Source organism: Azoarcus sp. Soil_N_20, from assembly GCF_057656155.1.
In genome coordinates, this window is sequence record NZ_JBDGKX010000008.1 from 82,826 (window position 1) to 101,887 (window position 19,062).

16 protein-coding genes are annotated in these 19,062 nt (G+C 64.9%); 15 read left to right on the forward strand and 1 reads right to left on the reverse strand.

Going from position 1 to position 19,062, the window contains the following annotated elements:
• The first annotated feature begins 6 nt into the window (after positions 1-6).
• The 15 genes from sucD to AC3A35_RS16935 all read left to right on the forward strand — a co-directional run bounded on the left by sucD (position 7) and on the right by AC3A35_RS16935 (position 17,419).
• Complete coding sequence (gene sucD, locus AC3A35_RS16865; RefSeq protein ID WP_487437354.1) at positions 7-900, forward strand: succinate--CoA ligase subunit alpha; 894 nt, start codon at positions 7-9, stop codon at positions 898-900.
• A 144-nt stretch (positions 901-1,044) separates the two neighbouring features.
• Positions 1,045-1,827 carry a PP2C family protein-serine/threonine phosphatase gene (locus AC3A35_RS16870; protein WP_487437355.1) on the forward strand — a complete coding sequence of 261 codons (783 nt, stop codon included), beginning with the start codon at positions 1,045-1,047 and terminating at the stop codon, positions 1,825-1,827.
• A gap of 60 nt (positions 1,828-1,887) precedes the next feature.
• On the forward strand, positions 1,888-2,619 hold the full coding sequence (locus AC3A35_RS16875; protein WP_487437489.1) for an FHA domain-containing protein: 732 nt from the start codon (positions 1,888-1,890) through the stop codon (positions 2,617-2,619).
• A gap of 126 nt (positions 2,620-2,745) precedes the next feature.
• Positions 2,746-3,513, forward strand: coding sequence for a 3',5'-cyclic-nucleotide phosphodiesterase (locus AC3A35_RS16880; RefSeq protein ID WP_487437356.1), 768 nt, complete (start codon positions 2,746-2,748; stop codon positions 3,511-3,513).
• A gap of 65 nt (positions 3,514-3,578) precedes the next feature.
• Entirely contained in the window at positions 3,579-5,927 is a 2,349-nt protein-coding gene (locus AC3A35_RS16885) for an ATPase, T2SS/T4P/T4SS family (protein WP_487437357.1), read from the forward strand.
• Between the two features lie 190 nt (positions 5,928-6,117).
• Positions 6,118-6,813 carry a ribulose-phosphate 3-epimerase gene (rpe, locus tag AC3A35_RS16890; protein ID WP_487437358.1) on the forward strand — a complete coding sequence of 232 codons (696 nt, stop codon included), beginning with the start codon at positions 6,118-6,120 and terminating at the stop codon, positions 6,811-6,813.
• Positions 6,810-7,487 carry a phosphoglycolate phosphatase gene (locus AC3A35_RS16895; RefSeq protein ID WP_487437359.1) on the forward strand — a complete coding sequence of 226 codons (678 nt, stop codon included), beginning with the start codon at positions 6,810-6,812 and terminating at the stop codon, positions 7,485-7,487. The genes rpe and AC3A35_RS16895 overlap by 4 nt, the downstream gene beginning before the upstream one ends.
• Positions 7,488-7,734: 247 nt before the next feature.
• Entirely contained in the window at positions 7,735-9,207 is a 1,473-nt protein-coding gene (gene trpE / locus AC3A35_RS16900; protein WP_487437360.1) for an anthranilate synthase component I, read from the forward strand.
• A 14-nt stretch (positions 9,208-9,221) separates the two neighbouring features.
• Positions 9,222-9,809, forward strand: a complete 588-nt coding sequence (locus AC3A35_RS16905) for an aminodeoxychorismate/anthranilate synthase component II (protein ID WP_487437361.1) — start codon at positions 9,222-9,224, stop codon at positions 9,807-9,809.
• A gap of 20 nt (positions 9,810-9,829) precedes the next feature.
• Positions 9,830-10,867, forward strand: a complete 1,038-nt coding sequence (trpD, locus tag AC3A35_RS16910; protein ID WP_487437490.1) for an anthranilate phosphoribosyltransferase — start codon at positions 9,830-9,832, stop codon at positions 10,865-10,867.
• Positions 10,867-11,655 (forward strand): indole-3-glycerol phosphate synthase TrpC, encoded by a 789-nt coding sequence (gene trpC / locus AC3A35_RS16915; protein WP_487437362.1) that lies wholly within the window; start codon positions 10,867-10,869, stop codon positions 11,653-11,655. Before trpD ends, trpC begins: the two co-directional genes overlap by 1 nt.
• A gap of 4 nt (positions 11,656-11,659) precedes the next feature.
• Entirely contained in the window at positions 11,660-15,673 is a 4,014-nt protein-coding gene (locus tag AC3A35_RS16920) for a translocation/assembly module TamB domain-containing protein (RefSeq protein ID WP_487437363.1), read from the forward strand.
• Positions 15,674-15,818: 145 nt separating this feature from the next.
• The gene (msrA, locus tag AC3A35_RS16925) at positions 15,819-16,382 is read left to right on the forward strand and encodes a peptide-methionine (S)-S-oxide reductase MsrA (protein WP_487437364.1); all 564 of its coding nucleotides are present in this window, start codon (positions 15,819-15,821) and stop codon (positions 16,380-16,382) included.
• A 33-nt stretch (positions 16,383-16,415) separates the two neighbouring features.
• Positions 16,416-16,760, forward strand: coding sequence for an FKBP-type peptidyl-prolyl cis-trans isomerase (locus tag AC3A35_RS16930; protein ID WP_487437365.1), 345 nt, complete (start codon positions 16,416-16,418; stop codon positions 16,758-16,760).
• 200 nt (positions 16,761-16,960) lie between these two features.
• A complete protein-coding gene (locus AC3A35_RS16935; RefSeq protein WP_487437366.1) occupies positions 16,961-17,419 on the forward strand; it encodes an Lrp/AsnC family transcriptional regulator in 459 nt (152 codons plus the stop codon).
• 63 nt (positions 17,420-17,482) lie between these two features.
• Here AC3A35_RS16935 and AC3A35_RS16940 read toward each other — a convergent pair whose 3' ends face one another.
• On the reverse strand, positions 17,483-18,826 hold the full coding sequence (locus AC3A35_RS16940) for a sodium-dependent transporter (protein ID WP_487437367.1): 1,344 nt from the start codon (positions 18,824-18,826) through the stop codon (positions 17,483-17,485).
• Positions 18,827-19,062 lie beyond the last annotated feature (236 nt).

The window sequence follows — 19,062 nt, forward strand, 5'->3', positions numbered from 1 at the left end:
GTGTGAATGTCCATTCTGATCAATAAAGACACCAAAGTCATCACCCAGGGCATCACCGGGAAGACGGGCCAGTTTCACACCGAGAAGTGCCAGGAGTACGCCAACGGCAAGAATTGTTTCGTTGCCGGCGTGAATCCCAAGAAGGCGGGTGAAAGCATTTTCAACATCCCCATCTACGCCTCGGTGAAGGAAGCTGCTGCCGAAACCGGCGCCACCGTGTCGGTGATCTACGTGCCGCCCGCTGGTGCCGCCGCGGCGATCTGGGAGGCCGTCGAAGCCGACCTCGATCTGGCGATCTGCATTACCGAAGGCATTCCTGTGCGCGACATGCTCGAAGTGCGCAACCGGATGAAGGCAAAGGTTGCCGCCGGTGGCAAGGAAACGCTGCTGCTCGGTCCCAACTGCCCGGGTCTGATCACGCCCGACGAAATCAAGATCGGCATCATGCCGGGTCACATCCACCGCAAGGGCCGGATCGGCGTGGTCTCGCGCTCCGGCACCCTGACCTACGAGGCGGTTGCCCAGTTGACCGAGATCGGTCTGGGTCAGTCCTCCGCGGTTGGTATCGGCGGCGACCCGATCAACGGTCTGAAGCACATCGACGTGATGCGCATGTTCAACGACGATCCGGACACCGACGCGGTGATCATGATCGGCGAAATCGGCGGTCCGGACGAAGCCGAAGCCGCGATGTGGTGCAAGGCCAACATGAAGAAGCCGATCGTTGGCTTCATTGCCGGCGTGACCGCACCGGCCGGCAAGCGCATGGGCCACGCCGGGGCGTTGATCTCCGGCGGTGCTGACACCGCGGACGCCAAGCTTGCGATCATGGAGGAGTGCGGGTTCACGGTAACGCGCAACCCGTCCGAGATGGCCAAGCTGCTCAAGGCCATGCTCTGAGCATTGCCTGCTCGCTGAAATTGGAAGCGCCGGCGGGTCCGGCGCTTTTTTTTTCGCGGGATCGATGGGCGTCCCGCTAGAATATGGAACGCAAACACCGTTCCCGGCGTCTTGTTCTCCGGGGCTTGCAGGAGCGTGGCGACAATGCCGGATGCTGACGATCTTTTGTCGGAGTCGATGCCCGAACGGGGGCCGCCTCTGCACTGCATCGGCTTGTCGGATGTCGGGCTCGTTCGCAGCAGGAACGAGGATGCGCTCTGGGTCGACGCAGAGCACGGCTGGTTGTTGCTGGCGGATGGGATGGGAGGCTATCGCGGTGGCGACGTGGCCGCCTCCCTTGCGGTCAGTCATGTGCTGAGCCGCCTGCAGCAGGGCGTCGGTGTTGCCGGCGATGACACGGAATGGGTCGATGCATTGCGTGAAGGCATCGAGGAGGCCAATGCCGCGATTCGCTGCGTTGGCGCCGCCAATGCCGACTTGTCGGGCATGGGGGCTACCGTGGTGGTGGCCTTGCTCGGTCCGCGACGCATCGTGCACGCCCATGTCGGTGATTCCCGTCTTTATCGGCTGCGAAGCGGCCGTATCGAGCAGCTCACGCATGATCACACGGTGTTGCAGGAGCAGATCGACTGCGGTCTGCTGGATCGGGAGGCGGCGCGAAGGCTGCCCTATCGCGGGCTGTTGACACGGGCTTTGGGCGTTGCGCCGGAGGTGTTGCCGGACCTCGGGGTCCATGAACTGATGCCTGCGGACCGTTTTCTGCTGTGTTCGGATGGCCTGACCGACATGCTCGATGAAGCCGAGATTGCCGCGATGCTTGGCGCGGATCAGGAGCCCGCAATCGTCGCCCGGCATCTGATCGATGCCGCCATCGATCGTGGGGGGCGGGACAATGTTTCCGTCATTGTTGCGTGGTTTGCCGCCTGAGATCATCATTGTGCGGATACCATGCGTGCAGAAGCGCTAACTGATAGATGGGTAAAGGCAATGCCGAAGTTGATCCTCAGCATGGACGGGCTGGTGCTCAAGGAAGTTGCGCTCAACAAGGAGCGGGTTTCCATCGGGCGCAAACCGAACAACGACATCCAGATCGACAATCTGGCGATCAGTGGTCAGCATGCGGTCATCACCTGCATCCTCAACGACGCGTTTCTGGAGGACCAGAACAGTACCAACGGCACTTATGTGAATGGTCAGCCGGTCAAAAAGCACGTTCTGCAGAACAACGACGTGATCGAACTGGGCAAGTACCGGTTGAAGTATCTGACCGACACCTCACAGCCCGGCCTGTCGGCTTCCGAGCTGATCGACACCGCAGCCCTGAAGCCTTTCGATATCGCCGTCAGCGCGGCGGAGTCGGTGCCGATGGCGTCCGACGGGGGGGCCACCCAAACCCAGGTGCTGCCCACCGACGCGCTCGAACGAGCCGCTGCTGCGGCCGAGCAGCCACTGGATCGACTGGGCGTGATACAGGTGCTGACCGGTGCGAATGCGGGCCGCGAACTCGAGTTGAACAAGTCGCTGACGACGCTCGGCAAGCCTGGCCGTCAGGTCGCGGTCATCACGCGACGCCCGCACGGCTATTTCATCACCCATGTCGAGGGTGCCAGCTTTCCTTTGGTCAACGGGAAAACGCTCGATGCGCAGGCGCATCGTCTGGGCGACCACGACATCATCGAAATTGCCGGGGTCAAGATGGAGTTTTTTCTGCGTCCCTGAGCAAGGCAGGTCGCTCGTGATTTTTGCCATATGACGCCCTCGGGTCAGGTGTTAAGGTCCAGCATTGATCGATGGGAGACGAGGGCGAAACGCCGTAAGGCCATAAGCCCCGGGTGACGATTCCTCATGAAGCTTACGGTGCTTGGCTGCAGCGGCGGTATCGGCGGTGCGAAAGCGCGTACCACGGCGTTCCTTGTCGATCACGACATCCTCGTCGATTGCGGAACTGGCGTGGGCGATCTCGAGCTCGATGCCCTGAAGCGAATTGATCACATCTTCATTACCCACTCCCATCTGGATCACATCGCCTCGATCCCGCTGCTGGTCGATTCGGTCGGCGATCAGCGTGGATATCCGATCACGGTCTATGCCACGCCCGAGACCCTGCGCATCCTGCGTTCGCACATTTTCAACTGGCTGGTGTGGCCGGATTTCACCTCGATTCCGGATCGGCACCGGCCCTTCCTGCGCTTTCAGCCGCTCAAAGTGGGTGAGTCGGTAAGGCTCGGAACGAGGACGCTGACCGCCTTGCCGGCCCACCATACGGTGCCTGCGGTGTCCTATTGCCTCGACAGCGGCAACGCACAGCTCCTCTATTCCGGGGATACGGCCTACTGCCCGGAACTGATTGCGGCGATCAACCGGTTGCCGACCTTGCGCCACCTGATTGTCGAGACTGCGTTTCCGGACGAGCAGCGAGGTCTCGCCATGGCGTCGCGCCACCTCTGTCCAAGCATGCTGGTCGCCATTCTGGATGAGCTCACGGCCTCGCCCGAGGTATACATCAGTCACCTGAAGCCCGGCCTCGGCGAGCTGATCATGGACCAGATCGGGTCCTATTCCGGCCGACTGCAGCCTTTACCGCTGGTTCAGGGGCAAATAATCGAATTCTGAGCGTCCGGCCTGTCCCGCGCCCGGTAGAATCGCCGTGATCGACATTCACTCGAATACGTCCCCACATGAGCGCCAAGTCTTCCGCTGTCAGTGACGTCTCGCGTCGGCTAGCCTTCTTCAAGGGCCTGCAGGCAATCACCACCCGCATTCATGCCACTCACAATATCGACGAGATCATTTTCGAACTGTCGGGAGATCTCTGCGTGCTGTTCGACGCGGCCAGGCTCTCGATCTATGTCGTCGATGACTCGGGCAGCGCCATCGTCACCAAGGTCAAGACCGGGCTGCAGTCGGTACAGAGTATCCGCTTGCCCGTTGCGGAAAACAGCATAGCCGGCTATGTGGCACTGACCGGGCAGACGCTCAATCTTGCCGATGTTTACGATGCTGGCGCCCTGAAGGAAATATCACCTCACCTCGAATTTCGTCATGAGGTCGACGATTCCACCGGGTTTCGCGCACGTGAAATGCTGACGGCTGCGATCAACGACCCCGAAACCGGCAAACGACGGGGCGTGATCCAGCTTATCAACAGCAATTCCGGGAACGCATTCTCGGCCGTTGCCGAGGAGGGCCTCCTGGGCTTGGCGCAGACACTCGGCGTGGCCTTTTCACGTCACGACAATGCGCCCGCCCAACTGCGTTCGCGTTTCGATGCCCTGGTGGCCGATGGGCGCATCACCGCCGAAGAACTGGCCGATGCCACCCGTGAGGCGCGCGATAGCGGCGCTCAGACCGAGTCCTTGCTGATCGGGAATCTGGGTCTCGCCCCCGCTCATCTGGGCGATGCCGCCGCCCGCTTCTACGGCGTGCCGTACGAGCCGTTCCGCCCCGACCGGGTCAAGCCACTGGATCTGCTGCGCCACCTCAAACGCGATTACGTACAACAGAGTTACTGGCTGCCGCTGGAGGAAACCACCGAGGGGGTGGTGATCATGTCCATCGACCCGGAGCAGATCCGGGCTTCGCGAATCGCGCACAATGTTTTTCCGCGGAAGCGCCTCGCGTTCAGGGTGACCACGCGCGACGAGTTCGAGCGTACGGTCAATCAGTTCTTCGAGCCGACCTTGGACATGAGTTCGGTGTCCGACCTGCTGTCCGATCTGGATGAGGACAGCGATGACAGCCTGCTGTCGGACGACGTCAATGCGGCCGCCGACAACGAACTGGTCAAGCTGGTCAACAAGATCATCATCGACGCATACAGACAGGGCGCGTCCGATATCCACATCGAACCGCGCCCGGGCAAGGAAAAGACCCTGATCCGCTTCCGCAAGGACGGTAGCCTGGTGCCCTACATCGAGGTTCCGGCCAGCTACCGCAACCCGCTCGTCACCCGGATCAAGATCATGTGCGACCTGGATATTTCCGAGCGCCGCAAGCCGCAGGACGGCAAGATCAAGTTCCGCAAGTACGCTCCGCTCGACATCGAGTTGCGGGTGGCCACGCTGCCCACGGCCGGCGGCCTCGAGGACGTGGTGATGCGGGTGCTCGCCCACAGCGAGCCGATTCCGCTCGACGAACTCGGTTTGACCGCCGCCAATCTGACCGCGCTCAAGACGGCGGTGGCCAAACCCAACGGGATCTTCTTCGTGTGCGGGCCGACCGGTTCGGGCAAGACCACGACCCTGCATTCCATCCTCGGCTACATCAACACGCCCGAGACCAAGATCTGGACCGCCGAGGACCCGGTCGAAATCACCCAGAAGGGTTTGCGCCAGGTGCAGGTCAACCGCAAGGCCGGGCTGGACTTCGCGGTCATGATGCGAGCCTTCCTGCGCGCCGACCCGGATGTGATCATGGTCGGCGAAATGCGCGACAAGGAAACGGTTTCGGTCGGTATCGAGGCTTCGCTCACCGGCCATCTGGTGTTTTCCACCCTGCACACCAACAGTGCGCCCGAGTCGGTGGTGCGGCTGCTGGACATGGGCATGGATCCGTTCAACTTTGCCGACGCCCTGCTCGGCGTACTCGCCCAGCGGCTGACCAAGCGCCTGTGCGCGCATTGCAAGATCGCCTACCAGCCGGACGAGGGCGAGATCGGCCTGCTGCTGGACGAATACTGCGTTGACATGTACTCGACGCCCGAATTCGTCGCCGATCCCGCCGGCGCGCGCGAGAAGGTGCTGGCGCACTGGCGTGCCAGCTATGCCGATGCCCAGGGTAGATTCACCCTCTATCGGGCCGTGGGTTGCCCGGAATGTACCAAGGGCTACAAGGGGCGGGTCGGCTTGCACGAGCTGATGCTCGGCTCCGACCGGGTCAAGCAGCTGATTCAGGAGCGTGCACGGGTTAGCGAGTTGCTCGGCAATGCGCTCTCGGCCGGCATGCGTACCCTGCGTCAGGACGGGATCGAGAAGGTGCTGGCGGGGATCACCGACCTCCAGCAGGTGCGCAAGGTCTGCGTGCGCTGAGCAAGACGGGGTGTTCGCGTTCACCGGCTCGTGATTGAAGGCGGCATTGTCGCTCGACGTAATTTTCCGGCGCTGCAGGGCGGACGCACCGGATTCGAGGAGTCAGTGCTGCGGCGAATCTCCGGTAGCCCGGGACAGGCGGGACTGTGGCGGTTAGAATCCGGCCTTCGATCCCTTCCGGAGTCCGCCCATGTTCCGCATTGCCCCCAGCCTGCTGTCAGCCAATTTCGCCAAGCTCGGCGACGAAGTGAGCAACGTGGTCGCGGCGGGCGCCGACTGGATCCACTTCGACGTGATGGACAACCACTACGTCCCCAACCTGACCATCGGCCCGCTGGTGTGCGAAGCAATCCGGCCGGTGACCAGTGCGCCGATCGACGTGCACCTGATGGTGAAGCCGGTCGATCGCATCATTCCCGACTTTGCCAAGGCCGGCGCCAACATCATCACCTTTCATCCCGAGGCCTCGGAGCACATCGACCGCAGCCTCGGCCTGATCCGCGACTCCGGCTGTCAGGCCGGGCTGGTGTTCAATCCGGCGACGCCACTGCACTACCTGGACCATGTCATGGACAAGATCGATGTGGTTCTGCTGATGAGCGTGAACCCCGGATTCGGCGGGCAGAAGTTCATTGCGGAGACGCTGAACAAGCTGCGCGCGGCGCGCGCGAAGCTCGACGCCTACGAGGCGCAGAGCGGCCGTCACATCCTGCTCGAGATCGATGGCGGGGTGAAGACCGACAACATCGCCGAGATCGCCCGCGCCGGTGCCGACACCTTCGTCGCCGGGTCGGCGGTGTTCGGCGCCGGCAGGGACAGCGACCCCAATCGCTACGACTCGATCATCGGCAGCCTGCGCGCCGAACTCGCCAAGGTGGCGGCATGAGTGGCCCCCGTTTTGCGCCGCGCGCGGTGCTGTTCGACCTCGACGGCACCTTGCTCGACACCGTCGGTGACCTCGCCGCGGGGGCAAATCGCATGCTGGCCGAACTCGGTCGTCCTCCGCGTACCCTGGACGAGATCCACAGTTTTGTCGGCAAAGGCATCCCCAATCTGGTGCGGCGTTGCATGACGGAGAATGCGCTGGCGACCGAGGACGAAGTCGACGCGGCGATCGGCGTGTTCCGCCGCCACTACGGCGAGGTCAATGGTCAGACCACCCGCATCTATCCCGGCGTGGTCGACACGCTCGACACGATGCGCGAACAGGGCCTGAAGCTGGCGGTGGTGACCAACAAGGCCGAAGCCTTCACCTTGCCGCTGCTCGATCGCATGGGCCTGGCCGGCTATTTTGGCGCCGTGGTCAGCGGCGACACGCTGGCGGTGAAGAAGCCCGATCCCGCGGTGCTTCATCTCGCCTGCACCCTGCTCGGCGTCAGCGCGACCGAGGCGCTGATGATCGGCGACTCCGAGAACGATGCGCGTGCCGCCCGTGACGCCGGCATGCCGGTGCTGCTGGTGACCTACGGGTACAGCGAGGGCGTGCCGGTGGACACCATCGAATGCGATGGGCTACTATCGAACGCACTCCATGCGCTGGATCATATCGTCCGGGCATGAACACAACCGTTCCGTCAGATCACTCCACTACAGACCGAATCGTGACGCTCGCATCCAGGGTTTCGCCCCGTGCTCCTGCCCTCGCCCGACATCGCCAGTCCTGCTGGCGGGCCGGCTGGCGTTGGCCTGTGGGCCACTAATACGCGAACCCCTTGCGGGTCGCCGGCTGCACCCCGTCGTACGGGGACACCAAACCGGCCCGCCTGCTGCACACCGTCCGAATCAAGTTGCTTAATGTGGAGCACTCATGCTCGAACAAGACTTCAATGCCCTCGCCGCAGAGGGCTATAACCGCATTCCGGTCACGCTCGAGACCTTTGCCGACCTCGACACCCCGCTGTCGATCTACCTCAAGCTCGCCAACGAGCCCTACACCTATCTGCTCGAGTCGGTGCAGGGCGGCGAGCGCTTTGGTCGCTACTCCTTCATCGGCCTGGCCTCACCGACCCGCATCGAGGTCTATGGGCGCTCGGCGTTGCTGCTGACCGGCAACCGTCTGGTCGAACGCCGCGACTACGGTGACCCGCTCAATTTCGTCGCCGAGTTCATGAACCGGATCAAGGTGCCGCCGCGCGAGCATCTGCCGCGTTTTGCGGGTGGCCTGGTCGGCTGCTTCGGGTATGACACGGTGCGCTATATCGAGCCGAGGCTGGCGAAGACCGAGAAGGCAGATACCCTGGGCACGCCCGACATCCTGCTGCTGCTGTCCGAAGAGATCGCGATCGTCGACAACCTCACCGGCAAACTCACCCTGGTGGTGTATGCCGAACCGGAGGTGCCGGGCGCGTTCAAACGCGCGAAGAGACGCCTGCAGGAGTTGCTCGTCCGCCTGCGCGAGCCGGTGCAGATCCCGGCGGAGTCGCGCGCGGCGTCGGCGCCGGCGGTCTCGAGTTTTGGCGAAGAGGCATTCAAGGATGCGGTACGCCGCGCAAAACAGTACATCGTCGATGGCGATGTCATGCAGGTGGTGCTGTCGCAGCGCATGAGCAAGCCCTTTGCCGCCCATCCGATGGCGCTCTACCGCGCGATCCGCTCGCTCAACCCGTCGCCCTACATGTTCTATTTCAACCTCGAGGATTTCCATGTGGTCGGAGCCTCCCCCGAGATCCTGGTCCGGCTCGAGGACGACAACGTCACCGTGCGCCCGATCGCCGGTACCCGCAAGCGCGGTGCGACCATGGCCGAGGACCAGGCGCTCGAGCAGGATCTGCTCGCCGACCAGAAGGAATGTGCCGAGCACCTGCAGTTGCTCGACCTCGGCCGCAACGACGCCGGCCGGGTGTCGGAAACCGGCACCGTGCGGGTGACCGAGCAATTCACCGTCGAGCGCTACTCGCACGTGATGCACATCGTGTCCAACGTCGAAGGCAAGCTGAAGGAAGGGCTCAACGCGCTGGCGGTACTGCGCGCCACCTTCCCCGCGGGCACGGTGTCGGGCGCGCCCAAGGTGCGGGCGATGGAGATCATCGACGAACTCGAGCCGGTCAAGCGCGGCATCTACGCCGGAGCGGCGGGTTACGTCGGCTTCCATGGCGACATGGACCTGGCGATCGCGATCCGCACCGCGGTGCTCAAGGACGGTCAGATTCATGTGCAGGCAGGCGCCGGAATCGTCGCCGACTCCGACCCCGATGCCGAATGGCAGGAAACGCAGAGCAAGGCGAGAGCGATGCTGCGCGCGGCGGAGATGGCCGAGGGCGGCCTGGACACACAGGTCTGACAAGGAGAGCCGACATGCTGCTGATGATCGACAACTACGACAGCTTCACCTACAACCTGGTGCAGTACTTCGGCGAGCTCGGCGCCAGGGTGAAGGTGTTCCGCAACGACGAGATCACCCTGGAGCAGATCGCTGCGCTCGAGCCTGAGCAGCTGGTGATCTCGCCCGGGCCATGCTCGCCCGCCGAGGCTGGCATCTCGGTCGCGGCGATCCGCGAGTTTGCCGGCAAGCTGCCCATCCTCGGGGTGTGTCTCGGCCACCAGAGCATCGGTGCGGCCTTCGGCGGACGCATCGTGCACGCCCAGAAGCTGATGCACGGCAAGACCTCGCCGGTACATCACGACAATGTCGGCGTGTTCCGCGGACTGCCCAATCCGCTGATCTGCACCCGTTATCATTCGCTTGCGATCGAGCGCGCGAGTCTGCCCGACTGCCTCGAGATCACTGCGTGGACCGACGACGGCGAGATCATGGGCGTACGCCACAAGACGCTGGACGTGGAGGGCGTTCAGTTTCATCCGGAGTCCATCCTCACCGAGCGCGGGCACGATCTGCTGCGCAATTTCCTCGATCGCAGCGAGCGCCTGCCGGCTGCAGCCTGACGAATACTGATAGGTCCTACATCATGATTACTGCCCAACAGGCGCTGCAACGTACGATCGAACACCGCGAGATCTTCTTCGACGAGATGCTCTCGCTGATGCGCCAGATCATGGCCGGCGAGATCTCGCCGGTGATGACCGCCGCCATCCTGACCGGCCTGCGGGTCAAGAAGGAGACCATCGGCGAGATCACCGCCGCGGCAACCGTGATGCGCGAACTGGCCACCAAGGTGGCGGTCGGTCCGCCGCACGATCATTTCCTCGACGTGGTCGGTACCGGTGGCGATGGCACCCACACCTTCAACATCTCCACCGCCACCATGTTCGTCGCAGCCGCAGCCGGTGCGCGGGTCGCCAAGCATGGCAACCGCGGGGTGTCGTCCAAGTCCGGCAGTGCCGACGTGCTCGAGGCCTTGGGGGTGAACCTGGCGCTGAGCGCGGAGCAGGTGGCCGAGTGCATCGCGGCGACCGGTATCGGCTTCATGTTCGCGCCCAATCACCACAGTGCGATGAAGAACGTTGCGCCCGTGCGGCGCGAGATGGGGGTGCGGACGATTTTCAACATCCTCGGTCCGCTGACCAATCCCGCCGGCGCGCCGAATACCCTGATGGGGGTGTTCCATCCCGATCTGGTCGGGATCCAGGCGCGGGTCATGGAGCGCCTCGGCGCCAACCACGTATTGGTCGTGCATGGCCTGGACGGCATGGACGAGGTCAGCCTCGGCTCGGGCACGCTGGTGGGCGAACTGAAAGACGGGCAGGTCACGGAGTACGAGATTCATCCCGAGGACTTCGGCCTGGCGATGGTCGGCAGCCGCAACCTGCGGGTGGAGGATGCGGACGAGTCGCGCCGGACTCTACTCGGCGCGCTCGACAACCTCGAAGGCCCGGCGCGCGAGATCGTCGTATTCAATTCCGGGGTGGCGCTTTACACCGCCAATCTGGTCGATTCGATCGGCGCCGGCATTGCGCGCGCGCGCGAGGTCGTCGCCAGCGGTGCGGCGCGCAGCAAGCTCGACGAGTTCGTGCAGTACACCCGCCGTTTCGGAGCTGCCTGATGAGCGACATTCTCCGCAAGATCTGCGCGGTGAAAGTCGAGGAGGTCGCTGCGGCGCAGCTTGCGACGCCGCTTGCCGCGATTCGCGCTGCGGCCGAGGTGGCGCCGGCGGCGCGCGATTTCATCGGCGCGATCCGGCGCACGCTCGCTGACGGTCGCGCCGCGGTGATTTCGGAGATCAAGAAAGCCAGCCCGTCGAAAGGGGTGATCCGCGAGGATTTTCGTCCCGCCGGGATTGCCGCGGCCTACGAACGGGCGGGCGCGGCCTGTCTGTCGGTGCTGACCGACCGCCAGTTCTTCCAGGGCGCACCCGAATACCTGCAGGCGGCGCGCGCGGCGTGTGCGCTGCCGGTGCTGCGCAAGGATTTCCTGGTCGATCCCTATCAGGTGTACGAGGCGCGCGCGATGGGTGCCGATGCAATCCTGCTGATCGCGGCCTGCCTCGAACTGGCGCAGATGCGCGAGATGGAGGCAATCGCGGGCGCGCTCGGCATGGCGGTGCTGGTGGAAGTCCATGATCGGGCCGAACTCGAACAGGCCTTGCACCTGCAGACCCCGCTGATCGGCATCAACAATCGCAATCTGCGTACCTTCGAGGTGTCGCTGCAGACCACGCTCGATCTGCTGCCTGCGATTCCGGCGGAGCGTATCGTGGTGACCGAGTCGGGCATTTTGCAGCCTGAGGATGTGCGTCTGATGCGGGACCAGGGGGTCAATGCCTTCCTCGTCGGCGAAGCCTTCATGCGTGTTCCGGATCCGGGCGAAGGGCTGCGCGCCCTGTTCGGCTGATGCCATGAGCGGGCCGGGCGCACCAGCAGCCCCCGCGCCCGGTCGCCGCTGGCGGACGCTGTTCGCGCTGGCCTGTGCGTTTCTGCTCGTGCTCGGCGGCGTGCTCGCCTGGGCGCTGGCAACCGAGTCCGGTCTGCGCACATTGGTCCGGCTGGCCGCATCGGCCAGCGCCGGCAGTGTTCATGTGAGCGAGGTCCGCGGCCGCCTGATCGGCCCGCTGGAGATCGACGAACTCCGTGTCGACGCAGAAAACCTGAAGGTCGAACTGCGCGGGCTGGTGCTCGACTGGCGACCCTCATCCGTCTTGACGGGCCTGCTCGTGGTCGACCGCCTGGCGGTGGGCGAGGCCACGGTCACCACCCGGGCGACGGGTGAGAACCCGGCGCCACTGGCACTTCCGGAACATCTGCGGTTGCCGGGAGGACTGCGCCTGCACCGATTCGATGTCGCGCTGGTGACGATCCGCTCCCTGCCTGCCGGGGAGCCGATGTCGTCGGTCGCCGGCAGCGTGTTCGAGGTGCGTGATGGCACGCTCGTGTTCGATAGCGATCACGCGCGTCATCAGGTGCACGAACTCGCGGCGGTTTTGCCGTTCGGTCGCCTGAGTCTGAGCGGCGGCCTCGACACGGCGGCGCCGTTCGCGCTGACGCTCAAGGGCACGCTGGCCGGCGAGATCGATCCTGCGCGGGTCGCGGGGGCCGCGACGCTCGAACCCGATGCGCTGAACTATCTGATCGAACTCGACGGCGGCGGCGTTCTCGCCGAGCCCGATCTGGCCCTGCGGGCCAGCGGTGGTGGACTGACGGGCGCGGGCCGCATCGTGGCAACGCCATTTGCCGCGGTGCCCTTGAAGGCGCTCGAGCTGGCCGTGGGCGATCTCGACCCCTCGCTGTTCGTCGCCTCGGCACCGCGCGCGGCGTTGCTGCTGGAGGCCAGGCTGGTCGCATCCGGTGCCGACGGGCTGGCGCTCACCGGCCCGTTCCAGCTCGTCAACAGCCGTCCCACGACCGTCGACGCCGGCGGACTGCCGGTGGAGCGCCTGACAGGAGCGTTGAGCTGGTCGGACAAGGAGCTGCGGGTCGACGCGCTCGACATCAACCTGCCCGGCGACGGAAGGATTCGCGGTAAGCTGGCCTGGGAGCCGGCAGTGGAGACTGCGCTCACCGTGGCCCCCGGCGAACAGGCACCGCCGCCGCCGGGATGGCTCGGCCTGCCCGCCGGCTTCGGCCGGCTGAGGCTGAACCTGGACCTCGATGCCATCGACCCCGGCCTGCTCGATGCCCGTTTGCCGCGCCAGACGATGGGCGGACATATCGAGGCGGATGGCGATGCGATGCGGCAGAGCGCCTCGATCACGCTGCGTGCCGGCGCAGCCCGGCTCGAGGCCCGGGGCGAGCTGTTGGCGGTCGAATCGTCCGCGCTGGATCCGGAATCGAACTTCACCCTGACCGCGCTGCTGAAACGGCTCGACCCGCGTGATTTCCACCCGGCGGCGCCGCGGGCGCGGCTGAACCTGGATCTGAACGCACAGGGGGTGCTGTCGCAGACGCCGTCGATGGCGGTGCAGTTCAAGCTCGCCGACAGCCAGGTCGAGGGCCGGGCCCTGTCGGGAACGGGCGGGCTGAAGCTGCTCGGCGAGCGCCTCAGCGAGATCGCGGTGAGGCTCGATCTCGCCGGCAACCAAGTGCGCGCCGACGGCGACTGGGGGCGGGTGGAGGATCGCCTTCGGCTGGTGGTCGATGCTCCCGCATTGGCGGCGATCGGTCTTGGCCTGGCGGGTCGTGCCGGATTGAACGGCGAGATCAGTGGCGGTCGGGTTGCGCCGGCGGGATCGCTGCAGTTTTTCGGTGAAAGGCTGCGCCTGCCGGGAGATCTGCGCATCGAGGGGCTCAATGGCGAGGGCCGGCTGGCGGCCGGTGTCGATGGGCCGTTCACGCTTTCGATCGGGCTTTCGGGCCTCGGTGGCGCAGGCAGGAAGGACGATTGGGTCGAATCGGCCCGGCTGGTTGCCGAGGGCCGGCGTAACGGCCATCGAGTGGACTTGAGCGTGATCGGGGCCGAGCCCGATCGTCTGCAGCTCACGCTCGACGGCGGTCTGGACACGGACGGCGCCGGTGGACCGCGCTGGCAGGGGAGGCTTGCGAGTCTTGAAACGGCCGGCCAGTTTGCGGTCCGCCTGCAGTCGCCGGTCGATCTCCAGCTCGCCGCCGAGGAGGTCCGACTTGGTGCGGCAGAACTGCGCGCCGGCGAACAGGGGCGGATTCGCTTGCTGGAAACCTGGTGGACCCCGGATCGCAGCGTGCTGCGCGGCTCGCTCAGCGGGCTGGCGCTGGGCCTGGTCACGCGCCGCGACGGTCGGCCAAGGCGCGGCCCGGGACCGCTGGTACTGGGGGCGGAATGGGACTTGCGCATGACCGAGACGCTCGACGGCGAGGCAAGGCTGTTTCGCGAGGCCGGGGACGTGACTATCAGCGGTGAGATCAGCACCCGACTTGGGCTGGAGCATTTCGAGTCGCGTGTGGTGGCTCGCGACAATCGGCTGGCGCTGTCGCTGGCCGCCCGTGGCAGCGAACTCGGCGAGCTGTCAGGGGCACTCACCGCGATGGCCGAGCGCGTGCCCGGTGGCGCCTGGCGGCTGGCGCCGGATGCACCCTTGCTCGGTTCCGCCCGGTTGGCGATGCCGTCGATTGCCTGGGTCGGACGGCTGATGCGGGAGAACGTCGAGACCGGAGGCCGTCTGGAGGGGAGTTTCTCGATTTCCGGCACGCCGGCGGATCCGCTGGCGAGCGGCCAGATCACCGGCAGCAGCTTGCAGCTTGCCTTGGTGGATCAGGGCCTGATTCTGTCGGGTGGCGAACTGGTGGCGGATTTCGATCGGGACCGCGTACGCCTGTCGCGCCTGCATTTCGACTCTCCCAACCGGGTGCGGCCGCGCGACAGTCGGGTGCCGTTCGCCGCGCTCACGGCGACGCCGGGCCAGCTCACCGCGTCCGGCGACATCGCGCTGGACTCCGGTGTCGGTGCCTTCGAGTTCGTCGCCGATCGCCTGCCCCTGTTGCAGCGCGCGGACCGCTGGTTGATCCTTTCCGGCAAGGGCTCCGCGCGCTCGACCTGGACCACGCTCGACCTGGAGGCGAGTTTGCGTGCCGATGCGGGCTTTTTCGCGATCGACGACACGCTGCCGCCCAGCCTGTCGGACGATGTGGTGGTACTCGGCAAGGAGGTGAAGCCGTCCGACGGCTTCGGGGTCGGCGGACGGCTCGCGGTCGATCTGGGCAATGCACTCTATCTGTCGGCCATGGGGGTCGATACGCGCCTGGCCGGATCCCTCGAAATACGGCTGGCGCCCGGTGTGCCGCTCTATGCGGTCGGATCGGTCTCCACCGTGGGCGGCACCTATCTGGGCTATGGCCAGCGCCTGGCGATCGAGCGGGGGCTGATCAACTTCCAGGGCGAACTCGACAACCCGGGGCTTAATATCGTTACCCTGCGCAAGGGGCTGGAGGTCGAGGCCGGAGTGGCAATTACCGGCAGCGCACGACGGCCGCAGGTGCGCCTGGTGTCCGAACCGGCCGTGCCGGATCCCGAAAAGCTGTCGTGGATCGTGCTCGGGCGGGCGCCCGATGCGGGTGGCGGCGCCGATCTCGCTATGCTGCTGCCAGCGGCGCAGGCGCTGCTCGGCGGGCCGGGCGGGGGCATGACCGAGGAACTTTCGCGCAGCCTCGGTTTCGACAGCTTTTCGATCGGCCAGGGCGAGTTGAACAGCAGTTCGCGCACCGCCACCAGCCGGGTGGTCGGCGGCGGCTCGCGGATCAGCAGCGGACCGACCGTGGCGGGGCAGGTGCTGAGTGTGGGCAAGCGCATATCCACCGACCTCTTCCTGTCCTTCGAGCAGAGCCTGGGAGGCGCAGAATCGCTGGTCAAGCTGACCTATCAGCTCGGCCGCAGAGTGTCGGTGGTCGCCCGCGGCGGCACCGACAATGCAATGGACATCTACTACACATTTTCTTTCCATTAATCGTCGCCGGCTGGGCTCGAACGGTGTGAATGAAACCGGCTTGCCGCTGTCACAGCGGTGGATCGATCGAATCGCGAACGCAATTCGATGCTTGATGGATTCATCGCAAGGGAACAGTTCCGGCTGTACTTCATGAGGAAAAACGATGACGAAGACGATCGAAACCCCCGTAACCGAAACCGCCATCCTCGGGGGTGGTTGCTTCTGGTGTCTGGAGGCGGTGTATCGCGAAGTTGAAGGCGTGATCTCGGTTATTTCCGGGTACGCGGGGGGGCATGTGGATGCACCGACTTACCGTCAGGTGTGTGAGGGAACGACGGGTCATGCAGAAGTGGTGAAGCTTCAATTTGATCCCGCGCGGGTGACTTACCGTGAACTGCTCGAGATCTTTTTCGTCATCCACGATCCGACCACGCTCAATCGCCAGGGCAACGACATCGGCACGCAGTACCGTTCGGTGATCTTCGTCGATAGCGATGAGCAACTGCATACCGCGTTGTCGATGATCGAGGAACTGGGTGAGGCACGTGTCTACTCACACGGCATCGTGACCCGGGTCGAACGGGCGGTGCCGTTCTGGCCTGCCGAGGTCGAGCATCACGAGTACTACGCCAATCACAGCGACCAACCCTATTGCCAGTACGTGGTCGCGCCGAAAGTGTCCAAATTCCGCGAGAAGTTTGCCGGTCGTCGCCGCCAGGGCGGGTAGAATCGCGCTTTTTACCCGAGGCAGGAGAGACGCATGACCCAGACCACCACCGCCAGCGGCCTGATCGTCGAAGAGATCGAAACCGGCAGCGGCGACGTCGCGACCAAGGGGCAGATGGTTTCGGTGCACTACACCGGCTGGCTGACCGATGGCACCAAGTTCGATTCGAGCAAGGACCGCAACGACCCCTTCAACTTCCCGCTCGGGGCCGGCCACGTGATCAAGGGCTGGGACGAAGGCGTGCAGGGCATGCAGGTCGGTGGCAAGCGCAAGCTGACCATCCCGCCGGCACTGGGCTACGGCGCGCGCGGCGCGGGGGGTGTGATTCCGCCCAATGCGACCTTGGTGTTCGAGGTCGAACTGCTCAAGGTGCTCTGAGAGCTTGTGAAGAAATCGTAGCGAGCGGGTCGAGTGCCAGGCCTCAGTTTGCCGATGAGCGAGTGAGCAACGCAGCAATCGATCCGCGCCGTAGATTTATTCACGAGCTCTGAGCCTGGCGCACGCGTCGCCGCCATTGCGACGCCCGCCTGCGTCGATAACAACAGGCGGAACGACCGGTATCCGCAAGGGTGGCAGACATGAAGCTCGACCAGACCCAGCGCCGAATCCTCGCGCTGCTGCAGAAGGACTCCACGCTCAGCACCCAGGCGCTGGCCGACAAGGTCGGCATGTCGCCTTCGCCGTGCTGGCGACGGGTGAAGGAGATGGAAGAGGCCGGCTTGATCCGCGGGTACGTGGCGCTGCTCGACCGCAGCAAGGTCGGTCTCGGTACTTGCGTGTGGGTGCGGGTCAAGCTCAAACAGCACAGTGCGGAAGTGCTCGACCGCTTCGAACAAGTGGTGAAGGGTTACGACGAGGTGGTGGAGTGCTACGAACTGCTGGGCGAGACCGATTGCCTGCTCAAGCTCTACCTGCCGAGCCTCGAGGCCCTGTCCGCCTTCATGCACAACTTCCTGCTCAAGATTCCCGAGGTCGACGTCACCCATTCGAGCGTGGCGCTGCGCGAGATCAAGAACGAAACGGCCCTGCCGCTGTGATGCGGCAAGGCCGTCCGGATTTCCCCCGTGCGACACGGCGCGACGGCGTGCGCGCCACCACCGTTACAGGTTGCTGACGAACACCACCAGCACGCCGATCGGCGCGACAAAGCGGGTGACGATCTTCCACAGGCCGAAGCCGGTCTCGCCCAGCCCGAGTTCGCGACGCACGCTGTCCTGATCGAGACACCAGGCGGCGAACACGATCGCCCCCAGGCCGGTCAGCGGCAGCAGGAACTTGCTGGTGAGCTGGTCGAGCAGGTCGAACACGTTGAGGCCGAAGATCAGCATGTCGCTCCATACATTGAACGACAGCAGTGCGGCGATGCCCAGCGCCCAGGTCAGCACGCCCGCCACAGCGGTGGCGCCGACCCGGTTCAGCGGTGTGCGCTCCTCGACCAGCTCCACCACCGGCTCCAGCAGCGAGATTGCCGAGGTCAGCGCGGCGAAGGTCAGCAGCAGGAAGAAGATCGTGCCCAGCACGGCGCCGCCCGGAATGCTGCCGAAAGCGATCGGCAGGGTGACGAAGATCAGGCCGGGACCGGCTGCAGGATCGAGGCCGTTGGCGAACACGAGCGGGAAGATCGCCATCCCCGCGGCGATCGCGATCACGGTGTCCATGATCACCACGGTACGCGCGGTGCCCAGCAGATTGACGTCCTGGCCGAGGTAGGAGCCATAGGCCATCATGATGCCCATGCCCAGTGACAGCGTGAAGAAGGCGTGGCCGAGGGCGGCGAGAACCACCTGGCCGTTGAGCTTGCTCCAGTCGGGATTGAACAGGTAGTCCGCCGCGGCGCCGAAGCCGTCGGTGGTGGCACCATAACCCACCAGGACCAGCAGCAGCACGCCCAGCGCCGGCATCAGCAGTTTGGATGCGCGCTCGAGACCGCCTGCCACGCCCATCGCCACCACGCCCACGGTCAGCAGCATGAACACGGTGTGCCAGGTGAGCAGGCTGCCGGCATCGGCGAGGAAGCCGGTGAAGGCCTCGCCCACCGCATCCTTGCCCATGCCGGTGAAGGTGCCGCTGGCGACATCGGCCATGTAGGACAGGGCCCAGCCGCCGATCACGCTGTAAAACGACAGGATCAGGAAGGCGCCGAGCACGCCGGTGAAGCCGATCACCGCCCAGTTGCGGCTGCGGCCATTCCTGGCCGCGACTTCGGCCATGGTGTTGATCGGGTTCTTCTGTCCGCGGCGACCGATCATCCATTCCGCGACCAGGATCGGCAGGCCGATCATCGCGATGCATGCGAGATAGACCAGCACGAAGGCGGCACCGCCGCTCTGGCCGATCATGTAGGGAAACTTCCAGATATTGCCGAGTCCGACGGCGGAACCCGTGGCGGCAAGCACGAAGCCCATCCGCGACGACCATTGAGCGTGCAAGTGTGTCGTTGCCATCTCATCGCACCTCGATCGGCTTGGATGGGCGACGCGGGCCGACGCTCATGGGCGTTCGGTAGCACAGGGCAGCAGGATGAATCACGGAAGTCTCCTCTTTTTTGGCGGCGCTCATGGCGCTGTGGACCCAAGAGGCGGGATTGTAGTCTGCGTCGATGCGCGAAGCGCGCGATCCCGCCGTGGGTGTCCGACTTGTTGTGTTTGCAATCGCGGGTCGAGCGATGCGAACGCAGCGA